This is a genomic window from Corynebacterium sp. MSK006 (genome assembly GCF_030232385.1).
In the GTDB taxonomy this organism is placed as follows: domain Bacteria; phylum Actinomycetota; class Actinomycetes; order Mycobacteriales; family Mycobacteriaceae; genus Corynebacterium; species Corynebacterium frankenforstense_A.
Genome location: NZ_JASPJZ010000017.1, coordinates 26,703 through 42,263 on the forward strand (window position 1 = coordinate 26,703; position 15,561 = coordinate 42,263).

The window sequence follows — 15,561 nt, forward strand, 5'->3', positions numbered from 1 at the left end:
ATGTTCACCGGAATCGTCGAGGAGATCGGCCGCGTAGCAGGCATCGAGCGGCTGAGCGATGCCGCCCGCCTCACCGTCGCCGCCGAGACCGTGCTCTCCGACGCCCGCCTGGGCGACTCCATCTCGGTCAACGGCGTGTGCTTGACCGTCGCCGAGCTCGGCGAGGGCACCTTCACCGCCGACGTCATGGCCGAGACCCTCGACCGCAGCGCGCTGGGTGCGCTGGCCGAGGGCGACCCGGTTAACCTCGAGCGCGCGCTGGCCGCCGGTGGGCGCCTGGGCGGCCACATCGTCCAGGGCCACGTCGACGCCGTCGCCGAGCTGATCTCGCGCACCCCCTCCGAGCACTGGGACGTGCTGCGCTTCCGCCTGCCGGCGGAGCTGGCTCGCTACGTCGTGGATAAAGGTTCCGTCGCGGTCTCGGGCACCTCGCTGACCGTCTCGGCGGTCGGGGCGGACCACTTCGAGGTCTCGCTGATCCCGGCGACGCTGCGCGACACCGTCCTCGGCGGGCTGGGGCCCGGCGACCCGGTCAACCTCGAGGTCGACGTGCTGGCCAAGTACGTCGAGAAGCTCACCGCTGCGCGGAGCTGAACCGCGGCCCCGCCCGCGGCTGAACCAGGCGTCCGCCCGCGGGGCGCAACCAGGTGACGCAGGTCATGGCCGTGGGCGTGCACCGCGGCCGCGCGCGGTGACCGAACCGGGGGCGGAGCCGGGGTGCACCGGGGGTGCACCCACCGGAATGGGGTGGGTCGACGGGTGACTAAGGTGTAGCGCGTGACTGACAACGAGGATCGCACCACCACGGTCAGGCTGGACAGCGTGGAAGACGCCATCGCGGACATCGCGGCCGGTAAGGCCGTGGTCGTGGTGGACAACGAGGACCGGGAGAACGAGGGCGACCTCATCTTCGCCGCCGAGAAGGCCACCCCCGAGCTGGTCGCCTTCATGGTGCGCTACACCTCCGGGTATATTTGCGCGCCCGTCGTGCGCGAGGACGCCGACCGCCTGCACCTGCCGCCGATGGTCGCACTCAACGAGGACGCCCGCGGCACCGCCTACACCGTCACCGTCGACGCCGCGACGGGCAGCACGGGCATCTCCGCCACCTCGCGCGCCGAGACCCTGCGCCGCCTGGCCGACCCGAAGTCCACCGTCAGCGACTTCACCCGCCCCGGCCACGTCGTCCCGCTGCGCGCCCGCGAGGGCGGCGTGCTCGAGCGCGACGGCCACACCGAGGCCTCCATCGACCTGGCACGGGCCGCCGGCCTGCGCCCGGTGGGCGCGCTGTGCGAGATCGTCTCCGAGGACGACCCCACCGACATGGCCCGCGGGCCCGAGCTGCGCCGCTTCGCTGACGCCCACGGCCTGCACATGATCTCGATCGCCCAGCTGATCGAGTGGCGCCGCCACCACGAGGTGCTCGTCGAGCGCGTCGTGGAGACCCGCCTGCCCACCGACTACGGCTACTTCCGCGCCATCGGCTTCTGCAACACCGTCACCGGCTTCGACAGCGTCGCACTCATCGCCGGCGAGCCTGACCAAGACGGCGGCGTGGACGTGCCCGTGCGCGTGCACTCCGAGTGCCTGACCGGCGACGTCTTCGGCTCGCGGCGCTGCGACTGCGGCCAGCAGCTCGACGCCGCGCTGCGCCTGATCCAGGAGCGGGGCCGCGGCATCGTGATCTACCTGCGCGGTCAGGAGGGCCGCGGCATCGGCCTGATGGAGAAGCTGCGCGCCTACCGCCTGCAGGACTTCGGCCTGGACACCGTCGACGCCAACCTGCAGCTCGGCCACACCGCCGACTCGCGCGAGTACTCCACCGCCGCGCAGATCCTGCGCGAGCTGGGCATCAAGTCGGTGAACCTGATGAGCAACAACCCCGCCAAGGTCGCCGACCTGACCGGCCACGGCGTGGAGATCACCGGGCGCACCCGCCTGCCCGTCGAGGTCAACGAGGACAACGTCCGCTACCTGCGTACCAAGCGCGACCGCATGGGCCACGACCTGCCCGCCGTGGCGGACTGGGACGCCGCCCACCCCGTGAACCGAGGAGAGTAGGAGACCCCATGGCCAAGGAAGGACTGCCCGCCGCCGGCGCCGACACCGACTCGCTCGACGCGAGCGGACTGCGCCTCGCGGTGGTCACCGCCACCTGGAACGAGGAGATCTGCGACCGCCTGCACGAGCGTGCCCTGGCCGCCGGCCGCGCGGCCGACGCCACGGTCGAGGGTTTCCGCGTCGTCGGCGCCCTCGAGCTGCCCGTCGTCGTACAGGCCGCCGCGCGCAACTTCGACGCCGTCGTCGCCTGCGGCTGCGTCATCCGCGGCGGCACCCCGCACTTCGACTACGTCTGCGACTCGGTGACCGCGGGCCTGACCCGCATCGCCCTGGACGAGGAGACCCCCGTCGGCAACGGCGTGTTGACCACCGAGACCCGCGAGCAGGCCGTCGAGCGCTCGGGCGGGCCCGGCGCGGTCGAGGACAAGGGCGCCGAGGCCGCAGTCGCCGCCCTGCGCACCGCGCTGACCCTGCGCGAGGTGCGCGGGAACTAGAAAGAGCTTGCCGGCGCCCGCGCCGCCCCAGGCGGCGCGCAGGCGCCCCACGCCGTGACGGGCGCGCCCACGGCGCGCCGACGCGGGCGTCGGAAATCAACGCTCAACCACGGTGCATTGGCGCCGGAGGGGCGCCGGCGGGCACACTAGAGTGGTTGAGCAGAAGGGACTGCAACGTGGAGAACACGGGAAAGGCTGGGAGCGTGACCGACGCGGACCACACCGAGGGCGCCGCGCGCCGCGACCGCGCGCTGACCGACGAGGAACTGAGCTACTACAACGCGCTCGACCCCTCGGCGGTGACCTCGACCAAGCCCTGGGAGCTCGAGGTGCGCTCGCCGACGATGCGCGTCATCGGCGTGGCCTGGGTCGTCGTCGTGATGGCCGTGCACATCTTCATGGCACTGGTCGTCGGCGTCGGTGACACCGGCGCGGCGGTGACCACCATCGACAAGTGGGCCTTCGTCGGCATCGGCCTGATCATCTCCGTCGTCTGCTACCTGGGGCTCACCCGCCCGCGCGTGCGCGCCAACGCCGACGGCGTGGAGGTGCGCAACTTCATCGGCACCCGCTTCTACCCGTGGACCGTCATCTACGGGCTGTCCTTCCCCCGCGGCTCGCGCATGGCCCGCCTGGAGCTGCCGCAGTTCGAGTTCGTGCCCATGTGGGCGATGATGGCCACCGACCGCTCCACGATCCTCGACGACGTCGAGCGCTTCCGCGAGCTGGAGTCGCGCTACATGCCGCAGGAGTGAGGCGCTGACCGTGGCAGACCCCTCCACCTACCGTCCGGCCCCCGGGACGATCCCCACGTCCCCGGGGGTCTACCGCTTCCGCGACGCCGACGGGCGCGTCATCTACGTGGGCAAGGCCAAGAACCTGCGCGCGCGGCTGTCCAACTACTTCCAGGACATCACCCACCTGCACCCGCGCACCCGTCAGATGGTGCTCACCGCCGCCGGGGTGACCTGGACCGTCGTCGCCAGCGAGGTCGAGGCGCTCCAGCTCGAGTACACCTGGATCAAGCGCTACGACCCGCGGTTCAACGTCATGTACCGCGACGACAAGACCTACCCCATGCTCGCCGTGAGCATGGGCGAGGAGTTCCCGCGGGCCTTCTTCTACCGCGGGCCGCGCCGGCGCAACGTGCGCTACTTCGGGCCCTTCGCCCATGCCTGGGCCGTGCGCGAGACCCTCGAGCTGCTCACCCGCGTCTACCCGATGCGCACCTGCACCAAGGGCGTCTTCCGCCGCCACGAGCAGCTGGGCCGGCCCTGCCTGCTCGGCTACATCGACAAGTGCGCCGCGCCGTGCACCGGCAAGGTCACCGCCGCCGAGCACCGCGAGATCGCCGAGGGTTTCTGCAGCTTCATGAACGGCCACACCGACGCCGTGCGCAAGCGCCTGACCGCCGAGATGCAGCAGGCCAGCGAGGACCTCGAGTTCGAGCGCGCCGCCCGGCTGCGCGACGACCTGGGCGCGATAGACAAGCTGATGGAGCAGCAGACCGTGGTGCTCGGCGACGGCACCGACGCCGACTTGATCGCCTTTTCCACCGACGAGCTCGAGGCGGCCGTGCAGATCTTCCACGTTCGCCACGGCCGCGTGCGGGGCCAGCGCGGCTGGGTCGTCGAGAAGGCCGGCGACCAGGCCGGCGACACCGGGCCGGTCGAGGAGGGCGAGGCCGATCCGGCGCTGCCGAACCTGATCCAGAACTTCCTGATCCAGTTCTACGGCGACGCCGCGGAGCGCGCCGAGCAGGAGGCCGCCGAGGACGCCAAGCTCTACGGGCGCCGCGGGGTGGACAAGATGTCCCACGGCACCGACGCCGCCGGCGAGCACCGCACCGGCTCGCGCCGGCGCAACGAGGTCATCCCGCGGCTGATCCTGCTGCAGGACGAGCCCGAGGAGCCCGCCGACACCGCCGCGGCGCTGGAGGCGCTGCGCGGCGGGCCCGTCGAGCTGCGCGTGCCCCAGCGCGGCGACAAGCGCGCCCTGATGGAGACCGTCGAGCGCAACGCCAAGGAGGCCCTGCGCCAGCACAAGCTGCGCCGCGTGGGCGACCTCACCGCGCGCTCGGCGGCGATCCAGGGCATCCAGGACGCCCTCGGCATGGACGAGTCGCCGCTGCGCATCGAGTGCACCGACATCTCGCACCTGCAGGGCACCGACGTGGTGGCCTCCCTGGTCGTCTTCGAGGACGGCCTGTCCAAGAAGTCCGATTACCGCCGCTACCGCATCCGCGACGCCGCCGGCGACGGCCACAGCGACGACGTCGGCTCCATCGCCGAGGTCACCCGCCGCCGCTTCCTGCGCCACAACCGCGACAAGCGCTCCGTGCCCGAGGCCGAGGAGTTCGACGGCTCCAGCTTCGCCGAGGAGACCGACGCCGCCGCCAGGGTCGAGGAGATGTCGACGGACAACCGCCGCTTCGCCTACCCGCCGCAGCTGTTCATCGTCGACGGTGGCGCCCCGCAGGTCGCCGCCGCCCAGCGCGTCCTCGACGAGCTCGGTGTAACTGACGTCACATTGGCCGGCCTGGCCAAGCGCCTCGAGGAGCTGTGGGTGCCCGGCGAGGAGGACCCGGTGATCCTGCCGCGTAACTCCCAGGCGCTGTTCCTGCTCCAGCAGATCCGCGACGAGGCGCACCGCTTCGCCATCACCTACCAGCGCCAGCAGCGCTCCAAGCGCATGCGGCGCAGTGAGCTTGACGACGTCCCGGGGCTCGGCCCCGCGCGCCGCACCGAGCTGGTGCGCCACTTCGGCTCCCTGAAGAAGCTGAAGGAGGCCAGCGTCGAGGAGATCGCCGAGGTCAAGGGCTTCGGGCCGAAGCTGGCCGGCGACGTCCACGCCTCGCTGCACAAGGCGTGAGCCCGCGGCCGCCGCGCGACTGCCGGGGGAGTGCCACGCGGCCGCCGGGGAGCGCCACGCGGCCGCCGGGGGAGCGCCACGCGGCCGCCGGGGGAGCGGCACGCGGCCGCCGGGGGAGCGGCGATGACTTACCATGGGGGCCATGACCGCCGCTGACACCGAGAACCTCGGCCACCTGCTCGCCCCGCCGCTTTTGATCACCGGCATGTCCGGGGCCGGCCTGTCCACCGCGGCCAAGGTCTTCGAGGACCGCGGCTGGTTCGTCGCCCACAACCTGCCCCCGCAGCTCATGCTCGAGCTGGTGGAGATGTGCCGGGCGGACACCTCGCCGGTGGAGCACCTGGCCATTGTCACCGACGTGCGCTCGCGCATGTTCCCCGGCTCGATGATGCAGACGCTCGCCGAGCTCAAGGCCCGCGGCGTGCGCCCGACGATCCTCTTCCTCGACGCCCGCAAGGACGCGCTGATGAAGCGCTTCGACTCGGTGCGCCGCACGCATCCGCTGCAGGGCCGCGACACGCTCTCGCAGGGCATCGACCGCGAGCGCGCGATGCTCGGCGACATCAAGGAGGACGCCGACGTCAGCATCGAGACCTCCGATCTGTCGGTGCACGACCTGCGCCGCCGCATCGAGGGCGCCTTCGGCGAGTCGGTGGCCCAGCAGCCGCACGTGACCGTGCAGTCCTTCGGCTTCAAGCACGGCGCCCCGCGCGACTCCGACCTGACCGTCGACGTGCGCTTCCTGCCCAACCCGTTCTGGGTCCCCGAGCTGCGCGAGCAGCGCGGCACCGACGCGCCCGTCTCCGACTACGTGCTCAGCCGCCCCGGCGCGGCGGACTTCATCGACAACTTCCTGACGATGTTCAACTCGATGCAGGCCGGCTTCCGCCACGAGGGCAAGAACTTCATGACGGTCTCCATCGGCTGCACCGGAGGCCACCACCGTTCCGTCGCCGTCGCCGAGGAGATCGGGCGCCGGCTGCGCGAGGAGTCCGGCCTGGACGTCAACGTCATCCACCGCGACATCGCCCGCTGAACAGGCGGACCCCGATCCCGCGGGGCGCCGCAGCCGGCGGCTCCGCGCCCGCCGTACCCCGCGGGGTGGCGCGCCCGGCCATCCCGCACCCCAGACAACTGAGAGACCCGAGAGACATGCCCGACCCCGACAGCACCGCGAGCGCGGAGAAGACCGCGAGCGCCCACGCCGTATCCGCCGGTGACACCGCGCACCCGGCCCTGACCTGCCTCGGCGGCGGCCACGGGCTCTACCAGACCCTGCGCGCCGCCCGGCTGTGCGACCCGGCGAGCATCACCGCCGTGGTCACCGTCGCGGACGACGGCGGCAGCTCCGGGCGCATCCGCCGCGAGCTCGGCCAGGTCCCCCCGGGCGACCTGCGCATGGCGCTGGCCGCCCTGGCCGGCGACTGCGCGTCCGCCGACGGGCCGGGCCTGAGCGCCGAGCTGCTCCAGCACCGCTTCGGCGGCCACGGGGCGCTCGCCGGCCACGCCGTGGGCAACCTGCTCATCTCCGGGCTCGTCGAGCTCGGCGGCGACGTGCAGGAGGCCCTGGACACCGTCGCGAACCTGACCCACTCCTGCGGGCGCGTTGTGCCCGTGTGCACCCGCCCGCTTGACATCGCCGCCGAGGTCGCCGGGCTTGACGACGACCCGCGCGTGGTCCGCGAGGTCCGCGGCCAGGTCGCCGTCGCCTCCACACCCGGTTCCGTGCGCCGCGTGCGCCTGGTGCCGAGCGACCCGCCGGCGAGCTCGCAGGCCCTCGAGGCCATCCGCGGTGCGGACCTGATCACGTTGGGGCCCGGCTCCTGGTTCTCCAGCGTCATCCCGCACCTGCTGGTCCACTCCGTGGTGGACGCCATCAACGCCTCGGACGCGCTGAAGGTCGTGGTGCTCAACCTCTCGGCCGAACCGGGGGAGACCCAGGGCTTCTCCCTGGAGCGCCACATCCACATCATGGCCCAGCAGGCCCCTGCGCTGCGGGTCGACCGCATCCTGGTCGACTCCGACTCGCTGCTGTCGAAGGCCGAGCGCGCCTACCTCTCCCGAGCCGCCGGCCGGCTCGGCGCCGAGATCGTCTTCGCCGACGTGCACAGCTGCGACGGGAACGGCATGCCGCGCAACGTGCACGACCCGGAGAAGCTGGCCGCCGCCCTGACGGGCATGCTGGCCGCGGACTAGTATCGACGCGTCCCCGGGGGACAGGGAAAGAAAGGAATGCAGGCACGGTGTCGCTGACGAACGAGGTCAAGGACGAGCTCACCCGCGTCGAGACGCGGGGCACCCGCGCACGGCTGGCGGAGGTCGCCGCGGTGCTGCGCTTCCGCGGCCACGCCGTGCGCCACGGGGGAGCGGAGAGCATCGAGGTCGAGCTCGACCACGGCGGTGCGGCGCGCCGGCTGGTCGCCTACCTCGACGAGCTCTTCGACGCCCGTGTCACCCTGCGCACCCTCGAGGCCGACCGCGCCGGCAAGCCCGGCCGCCACCTCGTGGTCATCGACCGCGGCATCGCCGAGGTCTACCGGCGCACCGGCCTGATCACCCGCGCCGGGGTGGCCGTGGTGGGCCTGCCCCCGCAGGTCATCTCCGGCACCGTCGCCGACAAGGAGGCCGCCTGGCGTGGCGCCTTCCTGGCGGCGGGCACCCTGACCGAGCCGGGCCGCTCCGCCGCCCTCGAGGTCGAGTGCCCGCGCGCCGAGGCGGCGCTGGCACTCGTCGGCTGCGCCCGCGCCCTGGGTGCGACGGCCAAGAACCGGGAGTCCCGCGGCGCCGAGCGCGTCGTCGTACGCGACGGCGACTCCGTCGGCGCGCTGCTGTCCCGCATGGGCGCGCACCGCACCCGGCTGCAGTGGGACGACAAGCGCCGACGCCGGGAACGCACGGCGTCGACAAGCAGGCTGGCCAACTTCGACGACGCGAACCTGCGCCGCTCGGCGCGCGCGGCCGTCACCGCCGCCGCGCGCGTGGAGCGCGCCATGGAGATCCTCGGCGACGACGTCCCGGAGCACCTCGCGGAGGCCGGCAGCCTGCGCGTGCGCCACCGCCAGGCCTCGCTCGAGGAGCTGGGCCGGCTGGCCGACCCGCCGATGACCAAGGACGCCATCGCCGGGCGCGTGCGCCGTCTGCTGTCCACCGCCGACAAGAGGGCGAAGGAACTGGGCGTCCCGGACACGCACGCCGCCGTGACCGAGGAGGTCCTCGACGAAGCGGACAGTGGCGAAGGTCACTGATTCGGGCCCGTGATGTCCCTTTACGGACATTCGGGCGCCCGGGCGGACCCCCGGACGGGGGCAGGGATGGTCCGTTCACCGGGGCGTTCGGGATATTCCGCCCGGTTGATCCATCGAATTGCGGACCCGGATCTGTTCAGTTACCCCCGGTAATGCCCGGATGTGCCCGTAAATTTCCGCTCGTGTCTGATTTCTTTGCGGTTCGGTAGTGCGGGACGGCCGATCGGGCGGTACACTCTGAATCGTGAGGCAACGACGTGGGCGTCACAGAGGCGCACACGGTCCCTCTCGGACACAACCGCAGATTTGACGAGGAGATCAACTGTGACCATTCGTGTTGGTATCAACGGCTTCGGCCGCATCGGCCGCAACTTCTTCCGTGCCGTCCTGCAGCGCAGCGACGACCTGGAGGTCGTCGCCGTCAACGACCTGACCGACAACAAGACGCTGGCCACGCTGCTCAAGTACGACTCCATCCTGGGCAAGCTTGACCAGGAGGTCTCCTACGACGAGGAGTCCATCACCGTCGGCGAGCACAAGCTGCACGTCACCGCCGAGCGCGACCCGAAGAACCTGGACTGGGCCGCCCACAACGTGGACATCGTCATCGAGTCCACCGGCTTCTTCACCGACGCCAACGCCGCCCACGCGCACATCGACGCCGGCGCCAAGAAGGTCATCATCTCCGCCCCCGCCAAGAACGAGGACGCGACCTTCGTCTACAACGTCAACCACGAGGACTACGACCCGGAGAAGCACACCGTCATCTCCGGCGCCTCCTGCACCACCAACTGCCTCGCCCCGATGGCCAAGGTGCTCGACGAGAAGTTCGGCATCGAAGAGGGCCTGATGACCACCGTGCACGCCTACACCGGTGACCAGCGCCTGCACGACGCCCCGCACCGCGACCTGCGTCGCGCCCGCGCCGCCGCCGTGAACATCGTCCCGACCTCCACCGGCGCCGCCAAGGCCGTCGCCCTGGTCCTCCCGCAGCTCAAGGGCAAGCTGGACGGCTACGCCCTGCGCGTGCCCGTGATCACCGGCTCCTGCACCGACCTGACCTTCACCGCGAAGAAGGAGGTCTCCGTGGAGGCCGTCAACGCCGCGATGAAGGAGGCCGCCAGCGAGACCCTCGGCTACACCGACGAGCCGCTCGTCTCCCACGACATCGTGACCGACCCGCACGGCTCGATCTTCGACTCCGGCCTGACCAAGGTCATCGGCAACCAGGTCAAGGTCGTCTCCTGGTACGACAACGAGTGGGGCTACACCTGCCAGCTGCTCCGCCTGACCGAGCACGTCGCCTCCAAGTTCTAACAGGCGCCTGACTCGGCTCGTGCCGACCGATGAGCGGCCTCGCTCGAGGGGGCAGCGGCACACCGCCGCGTTCCCCTTTGAGCCGGGGCCGCTCTTCGCATACCTGAACACCCAGACACACCCCTAACTTTTCACCGAGGAGAAACCCAGACATGGCCATCAAGACCATCGACGACCTGCTCGCCGAGGGCGTCGCCGGACGCCACGTGCTCGTCCGTTCCGACTTCAACGTCCCGCTCAACGACGCCGGCGAGATCACCGACCCGGGCCGTATCACCGCGTCCCTGCCGACCCTCAAGGCCCTGCTCGAGGGCGGCGCCAAGGTCATCGCCATGGCCCACCTCGGCCGCCCGAAGGGCGAGGTCAACCCGAAGTTCTCCCTGAAGCCGGTCGCCGAGGCCCTCAGCGAGGCCCTGGGCCAGTACGTCGCCCTGGCCGGCGACGTCACCGGCGAGGACGCCCACGAGCGCGCCAACGGCCTGAGCGACGGCGAGATCGTCCTGCTCGAGAACGTCCGCTTCGACCCGCGTGAGACCAGCAAGGACGAGGCCGAGCGCGCCGAGTTCGCCGACGAGCTCGTCGCCCTGGCCGCCGACAACGGCGCCTTCGTCTCCGACGGCTTCGGTGTCGTGCACCGCAAGCAGACCTCCGTCTTCGACGTCGCCGGCCGCCTGCCCGCCTACGCCGGCTACCTGGTCAACAAGGAGGTCTCCGTCCTCGACTCCGTGGCCAAGGAGCCCGCCAAGCCCTACGTGGTCGTCCTCGGCGGCTCGAAGGTCTCCGACAAGCTCGGTGTCATCGAGGCCCTGGCCGGCAAGGCAGACAGCCTCGTCATCGGCGGCGGCATGTGCTACACGTTCCTCAAGGCCAAGGGCTACGACGTCCAGGAGTCCCTGCTCCAGGAGGAGATGGTGGAGACCTGCGGCGAGCTGCTCGAGCGCTACGGCGACAAGATCGTCCTGCCGGTCGACCTGGTCGCGGCCGAGAAGTTCGACAAGGACGCCGAGCACAAGGTCGTCGAGCTCGACGGCATCCCCGCCGGCTGGATGTCCCTGGACATCGGCCCGAAGTCCGTCGAGCGCTTCGCCGAGGTGCTCGCCTCCTCCAAGACCGTGTTCTGGAACGGCCCGATGGGCGTCTTCGAGTTCGAGGCGTTCTCCAAGGGCACCAAGGGCCTGGCCCAGGCGATCATCGACGCCACCAAGAACAACGGCTCCTTCTCGGTGGTCGGCGGCGGCGATTCCGCGGCCTCCGTGCGCGTGCTCGGCCTCGACGAGGACGGCTTCTCGCACATCTCCACCGGCGGCGGCGCCTCCCTCGAGTTCCTCGAGGGCAAGGAACTGCCGGGCGTCGCGGTCCTGAACCGCTGAGCCTGCCGTAACCCGAAACCAGCCACCCACAGAAAGGCCGAAACGCACATGGCACGCACCCCCCTCATCGCGGGCAACTGGAAGATGAACCTCAACCACCTCGAGGCCATCACCGTCCTGCAGAAGTTCGCCTTTGCCCTGCCGAAGGAGTACTACGAGAAGATCGACGTCGCCTTCACCGTCCCGTTCACCGACCTGCGCTCCGTCCAGACCCTCGTCGAAGGCGACAAGCTGCAGTTCACCTACGGGGCCCAGGACGTCTCCGTGCACGAGTCCGGCGCCTACACCGGTGAGGTCTCCGCCGAGATGCTCGCCAAGCTGGGCTGCGCCTGGGTGGTCGTGGGCCACTCCGAGCGCCGCGAGTACCACGCCGAGACCGACGAGACCGTCGCCGCCAAGGCCGCCGCCGCCCTCGGCGCCAGCATGTCGCCGATCGTCTGCGTCGGCGAGCCGCTCGAGATCCGTGAGAAGGGCGAGCACGTCGACTACGTCGTCGAGCAGGCCCGCAAGTCGCTGGCCGGCCTCGACGCCGCCCAGCTGGCCCGCACCGTCCTGGCCTACGAGCCCGTCTGGGCCATCGGCACCGGCAAGGTCGCCTCGGCCGACGACGCCCAGGAGGTCTGCGGCGCACTGCGCACGCTGATCGCCGAGCTCGCCGACGAGAAGACCGCCGAGGAGTTCCGCATCCTCTACGGCGGCTCCGTCAAGGCCGACTCCGTCGCCGAGATCGTCGGCAAGCCCGACGTCGACGGCGGCCTGGTCGGCGGCGCCTCCCTGGACGGCGAGGCCTTCGCCAAGCTGGCCGCCAACGCCGCCCAGACCGTCGCGTAAGCGACGCAACCTGGCGTGACTCGAGGCCGCCCCGTGGTGGCGACCCCACCACGGGGCGGTTTTTCACGCCCGAACCCGCCCGCAAGGGCATAGAAACCGCAGCTCAAGAACCTAATACCTCACCTACTGCACACCCCTCCCGGCGACCTGGGGCCCGCGCCCGCGGCCGCCCGGGGTGGAGAGGAAGAACCGTCATGGTTGACGATCAAACCAACATGCAGGACGACATCCGGTTCCTCGGCCGCGTCCTCGGCGAGGTCATCGCCGAGCAGGAGGGTCAGGAGACCTTCGACCTGGTCGAGAACTCGCGCCGGCGCGCCTTCGAGGTCGCCCGCGGCGAGGCGGACATGTCCGACCTGGCCGCCATGTTCCACGACATCGAGGCCGAGAAGGCCCGCGACGTCATCCGCGCATTCAGCCACTTCGCCCTCATGGCGAACCTGGCCGAGGACCTCTACGACGAGTCGGCCCGGCTGCACCGCCGCCAGGCCGGCGAGCCCGCCCCCGCATCCACCCTCGACGCGACCTGGCGCAAGCTGGCCGAGGCCGGCGTGGACCCGGCGACGATCTCGCGGGAGTTCCCCGCAACCCAGGTCGCCCCGGTGCTCACCGCCCACCCGACCGAGACTCGCCGCCGCACCGTCTTCGACGCTCAGAAGCACATCTCCGAGCTCATGCGCCGCCGCCGCGTGCTGCTGACGGCCGGCGAGAACGCCCTGACCGCCGGCGAGCTCGACGAGATCGAGCGCGACGTGCGCCGCCGCCTGACCATCCTGTGGCAGACTGCGCTCATCCGCGTCGCCCGCCCCCGCCTCGAGGACGAGATCGAGGTCGGCCTGCGCTACTACAAGCTCTCGCTGCTGCAGGCCATCCCGAAGCTCAACCACGACGTCGTCAAGCTGCTCTCCGACTCCGCGGGCGCGCCCGTGCCGCAGCACCCGATCGTGCAGCCCGGCTCCTGGATCGGCGCCGACCACGACGGCAACCCATCCGTCACCGGCACCACACTGGACTACGCGGCCACCCGCGCCGCGGAGACCGTGCTGAAGTACTACGCCGTCCAGCTGCACGACCTCGAGCACGAGCTGAGCCTGTCCGACCGGCTCGGCGAGGTCTCCGAGAAGCTCTACGCGCTTGCCGACGAGGGCCACAACGGCGTGCCTTCGCGCGTCGACGAGCCCTACCGCCGCGCCGTCCACGGCGTGCGCGGCCGCATCCTGGCCACCATCGTCGGGCTCATCGGCCCCGACGCCGTCGAGGGCGACTGGTTCACCGTCCACGAGCCCTACGCCGACGCCGAGGAGTTCCTCGCGGACCTCGACCTCATCGACTCCTGCCTGCGCGCGGAGCACGACGAGATCATCGCCGACGCCCGCCTGGCCGACCTGCGCGCCGCCGTGCGCACCTTCGGCTTCCACCTCTACGCCCTGGACATCCGCCAGAACTCCGAGAGCTACGAGGACGTGCTCACCGAGCTGTTCTCCCTGGCCCACGTCGCTGAGGACTACCGGAGCCTGGACGAGGAGGCGAAGATCGAGCTCCTGGTCGACGAGCTGCGCACCCCGCGCCCGCTCGTGCCCACCGGCTACCACGACTTCACCGAGCCGACCGAACGCGAGCTCGGCATCTTCCGCGCGGCCGCCGAGGCCGTGGACAAGTTCGGCCCCGAGATGGTGCCGCACTGCATCATCTCCATGGCCGCCTCGGTCAGCGACATCCTCGAGCCGATGGTGCTGCTCAAGGAGGTCGGCCTGATCCACGCCAACGGCGAGGACCCGACCGGCTCCGTCGACGTCATCCCGCTGTTCGAGACCATCGACGACCTCGAGGGCGGCGCCGACATCCTGCGCGCCGTCTGGTCGATCCCGCTCTACCGCACCTACGTGCGCAACCGGGGTGACCTCCAGGAGGTCATGCTCGGCTACTCCGACTCCAACAAGGACGGCGGTTACTTCGCCGCGAACTGGGCCCTGTTCAACGGCGAGACCCAGATCGTGCAGGCCTGCCGCGAAGAGGGGCTGCGCCTGCGGTTCTTCCACGGCCGCGGCGGCACCGTCGGCCGTGGCGGCGGACCGTCCTACGACGCGATCCTGGCCCAGCCCGCCGGCGCCGTGCAGGGCGCGGTGCGCGTCACCGAGCAGGGCGAGATCATCTCCGCGAAGTACGGCTCGCCGGAGACGGCGCGCCGCAACCTCGAGGCGCTGGTTTCGGCGACGCTGGAGGCCTCGCTGATGGACGTCAACGACCTCGACGACCCGCAGCGCGCCGCCGAGATCATGACGTGGCTCTCCCACGCCAGCCAGGAGGCCTACACCCGCCTGGCCCACGAGGACCCCGGCTTCATCCAGTACTTCACCGAGTCGACCCCGGTCGCCGAGATCGGCAAGCTGAACATCGGTTCGCGGCCCTCCTCGCGCAAGCAGACCGAGTCGCTGGATGACCTGCGCGCCATCCCGTGGGTGCTGTCCTGGTCGCAGTCGCGCGTCATGCTGCCCGGCTGGTACGGCGTGGGCACCGCGCTGCGCGACTTCATCGACCAGTCCGAGGACCGCGACGCCGCGGTCGCCGAGCTGCGCGACCTCGCCGAGAACTGGCCGTTCTTCGCCTCGGTGATGTCCAACATGGCCCAGGTCATGGCCAAGGCGGACATGAGCCTGGCGCAGATGTACGCCTCGCTGATCTCGGATCAGGAGGTCGCCCGCCGCGTCTTCGACGCCATCCGCGCCGAGTACGAGCTGACCTGCGAGATGTTCGCCAAGGTCACCGGCCGCGACGAGCTGCTCGCCGACAACCCCGGGCTGGCCCGCTCCGTGCGCGACCGCTTCCCGTACCTGCTGCCGCTCAACGTGCTGCAGGTCGAGCTGCTGCGCCGCTACCGCGCCGGCGACGAGGACCCGAAGGTCCCGCTGGGTATCCAGCTGGCCATGAACGGCCTGGCCACCGCCCTGCGCAACTCCGGCTAGTCGACGCCGGGCGCCGCGACGCGTCGGCAATCGACGCGCCGCGGCACGCGCCGCCCGGCCGGGCGGCGATGGTGTAGACTGTCCTGAGTCATTCAACCCGTCAGACAGAAGGGGACTTCACTTCAATGATCCTCGCGCTCCAGATCGTGCTCGTGCTCAGCGCCGTGCTGATGTCGGTGTTCGTGCTCCTGCACAAGGGCAAGGGCGGCGGCCTGTCCAGCCTCTTCGGCGGCGGCGTGCAGTCCAACCTGTCGGGTTCCACCGTGGTGGAGAAGAACCTCGACCGCTACACGGTGATCATGGCCCTCATCTGGATCCTGTGCATCGTGGCGCTGAACCTGCTGCAGGCCTACGCCTGACACACACCCACGATTGACGACGACCCCGCCGCGCCCACCCGGGCGCGACG

Annotated in this window: 13 protein-coding genes; all 13 read left to right on the top strand. The window is 71.0% G+C overall.

Going from position 1 to position 15,561, the window contains the following annotated elements; all coding sequences use genetic code 11:
• Positions 1–594 (top strand): riboflavin synthase, encoded by a 594-nt coding sequence (locus QQA02_RS09445; protein ID WP_284774729.1) that lies wholly within the window; start codon positions 1–3, stop codon positions 592–594.
• Positions 595–777: 183 nt separating this feature from the next.
• A complete protein-coding gene (locus QQA02_RS09450; protein ID WP_284774727.1) occupies positions 778–2,061 on the top strand; it encodes a bifunctional 3,4-dihydroxy-2-butanone-4-phosphate synthase/GTP cyclohydrolase II in 1,284 nt (427 codons plus the stop codon).
• An 8-nt stretch (positions 2,062–2,069) separates the two neighbouring features.
• The gene (ribH, locus tag QQA02_RS09455) at positions 2,070–2,555 is read left to right on the top strand and encodes a 6,7-dimethyl-8-ribityllumazine synthase (RefSeq protein ID WP_284774724.1); all 486 of its coding nucleotides are present in this window, start codon (positions 2,070–2,072) and stop codon (positions 2,553–2,555) included.
• 203 nt (positions 2,556–2,758) lie between these two features.
• Positions 2,759–3,310 (top strand): PH domain-containing protein, encoded by a 552-nt coding sequence (locus tag QQA02_RS09460; RefSeq protein WP_423777770.1) that lies wholly within the window; start codon positions 2,759–2,761, stop codon positions 3,308–3,310.
• A 10-nt stretch (positions 3,311–3,320) separates the two neighbouring features.
• Entirely contained in the window at positions 3,321–5,426 is a 2,106-nt protein-coding gene (uvrC, locus tag QQA02_RS09465; RefSeq protein WP_284774723.1) for an excinuclease ABC subunit UvrC, read from the top strand.
• Positions 5,427–5,559: 133 nt separating this feature from the next.
• A complete protein-coding gene (gene rapZ, locus QQA02_RS09470; protein ID WP_423777769.1) occupies positions 5,560–6,462 on the top strand; it encodes an RNase adapter RapZ in 903 nt (300 codons plus the stop codon).
• A gap of 116 nt (positions 6,463–6,578) precedes the next feature.
• The gene (locus tag QQA02_RS09475; protein ID WP_284774720.1) at positions 6,579–7,622 is read left to right on the top strand and encodes a gluconeogenesis factor YvcK family protein; all 1,044 of its coding nucleotides are present in this window, start codon (positions 6,579–6,581) and stop codon (positions 7,620–7,622) included.
• A 47-nt stretch (positions 7,623–7,669) separates the two neighbouring features.
• Positions 7,670–8,671 (top strand): DNA-binding protein WhiA, encoded by a 1,002-nt coding sequence (gene whiA / locus QQA02_RS09480; protein WP_284774719.1) that lies wholly within the window; start codon positions 7,670–7,672, stop codon positions 8,669–8,671.
• Positions 8,672–8,995: 324 nt separating this feature from the next.
• Positions 8,996–9,988 carry a type I glyceraldehyde-3-phosphate dehydrogenase gene (gap, locus tag QQA02_RS09485; protein ID WP_284774718.1) on the top strand — a complete coding sequence of 331 codons (993 nt, stop codon included), beginning with the start codon at positions 8,996–8,998 and terminating at the stop codon, positions 9,986–9,988.
• A gap of 152 nt (positions 9,989–10,140) precedes the next feature.
• Positions 10,141–11,358, top strand: coding sequence for a phosphoglycerate kinase (locus QQA02_RS09490; protein ID WP_284774717.1), 1,218 nt, complete (start codon positions 10,141–10,143; stop codon positions 11,356–11,358).
• A 48-nt stretch (positions 11,359–11,406) separates the two neighbouring features.
• Positions 11,407–12,189 carry a triose-phosphate isomerase gene (gene tpiA / locus QQA02_RS09495; protein WP_284774714.1) on the top strand — a complete coding sequence of 261 codons (783 nt, stop codon included), beginning with the start codon at positions 11,407–11,409 and terminating at the stop codon, positions 12,187–12,189.
• A 194-nt stretch (positions 12,190–12,383) separates the two neighbouring features.
• Positions 12,384–15,152 carry a phosphoenolpyruvate carboxylase gene (gene ppc / locus QQA02_RS09500; RefSeq protein ID WP_284774713.1) on the top strand — a complete coding sequence of 923 codons (2,769 nt, stop codon included), beginning with the start codon at positions 12,384–12,386 and terminating at the stop codon, positions 15,150–15,152.
• 125 nt (positions 15,153–15,277) lie between these two features.
• Positions 15,278–15,511 (top strand): preprotein translocase subunit SecG, encoded by a 234-nt coding sequence (gene secG / locus QQA02_RS09505; RefSeq protein WP_075663773.1) that lies wholly within the window; start codon positions 15,278–15,280, stop codon positions 15,509–15,511.
• Positions 15,512–15,561: the final 50 nt, after the last annotated feature.

Bases quoted from the DNA above. Each gene is read 5' to 3' on its own strand.
- secG (WP_075663773.1), top strand. From the start codon at position 15,278: ATGATCCTCGCGCTCCAGATCGTGCTCGTGCTCAGCGCCGTGCTGATG.
- ribH (WP_284774724.1), top strand. From the start codon at position 2,070: ATGGCCAAGGAAGGACTGCCCGCCGCCGGCGCCGACACCGACTCGCTC.
- QQA02_RS09475 (WP_284774720.1), top strand. From the start codon at position 6,579: ATGCCCGACCCCGACAGCACCGCGAGCGCGGAGAAGACCGCGAGCGCC.
- tpiA (WP_284774714.1), top strand. From the start codon at position 11,407: ATGGCACGCACCCCCCTCATCGCGGGCAACTGGAAGATGAACCTCAAC.
- QQA02_RS09490 (WP_284774717.1), top strand. From the start codon at position 10,141: ATGGCCATCAAGACCATCGACGACCTGCTCGCCGAGGGCGTCGCCGGA.
- ppc (WP_284774713.1), top strand. From the start codon at position 12,384: ATGGTTGACGATCAAACCAACATGCAGGACGACATCCGGTTCCTCGGC.
- rapZ (WP_423777769.1), top strand. From the start codon at position 5,560: ATGGGGGCCATGACCGCCGCTGACACCGAGAACCTCGGCCACCTGCTC.
- QQA02_RS09445 (WP_284774729.1), top strand. From the start codon at position 1: ATGTTCACCGGAATCGTCGAGGAGATCGGCCGCGTAGCAGGCATCGAG.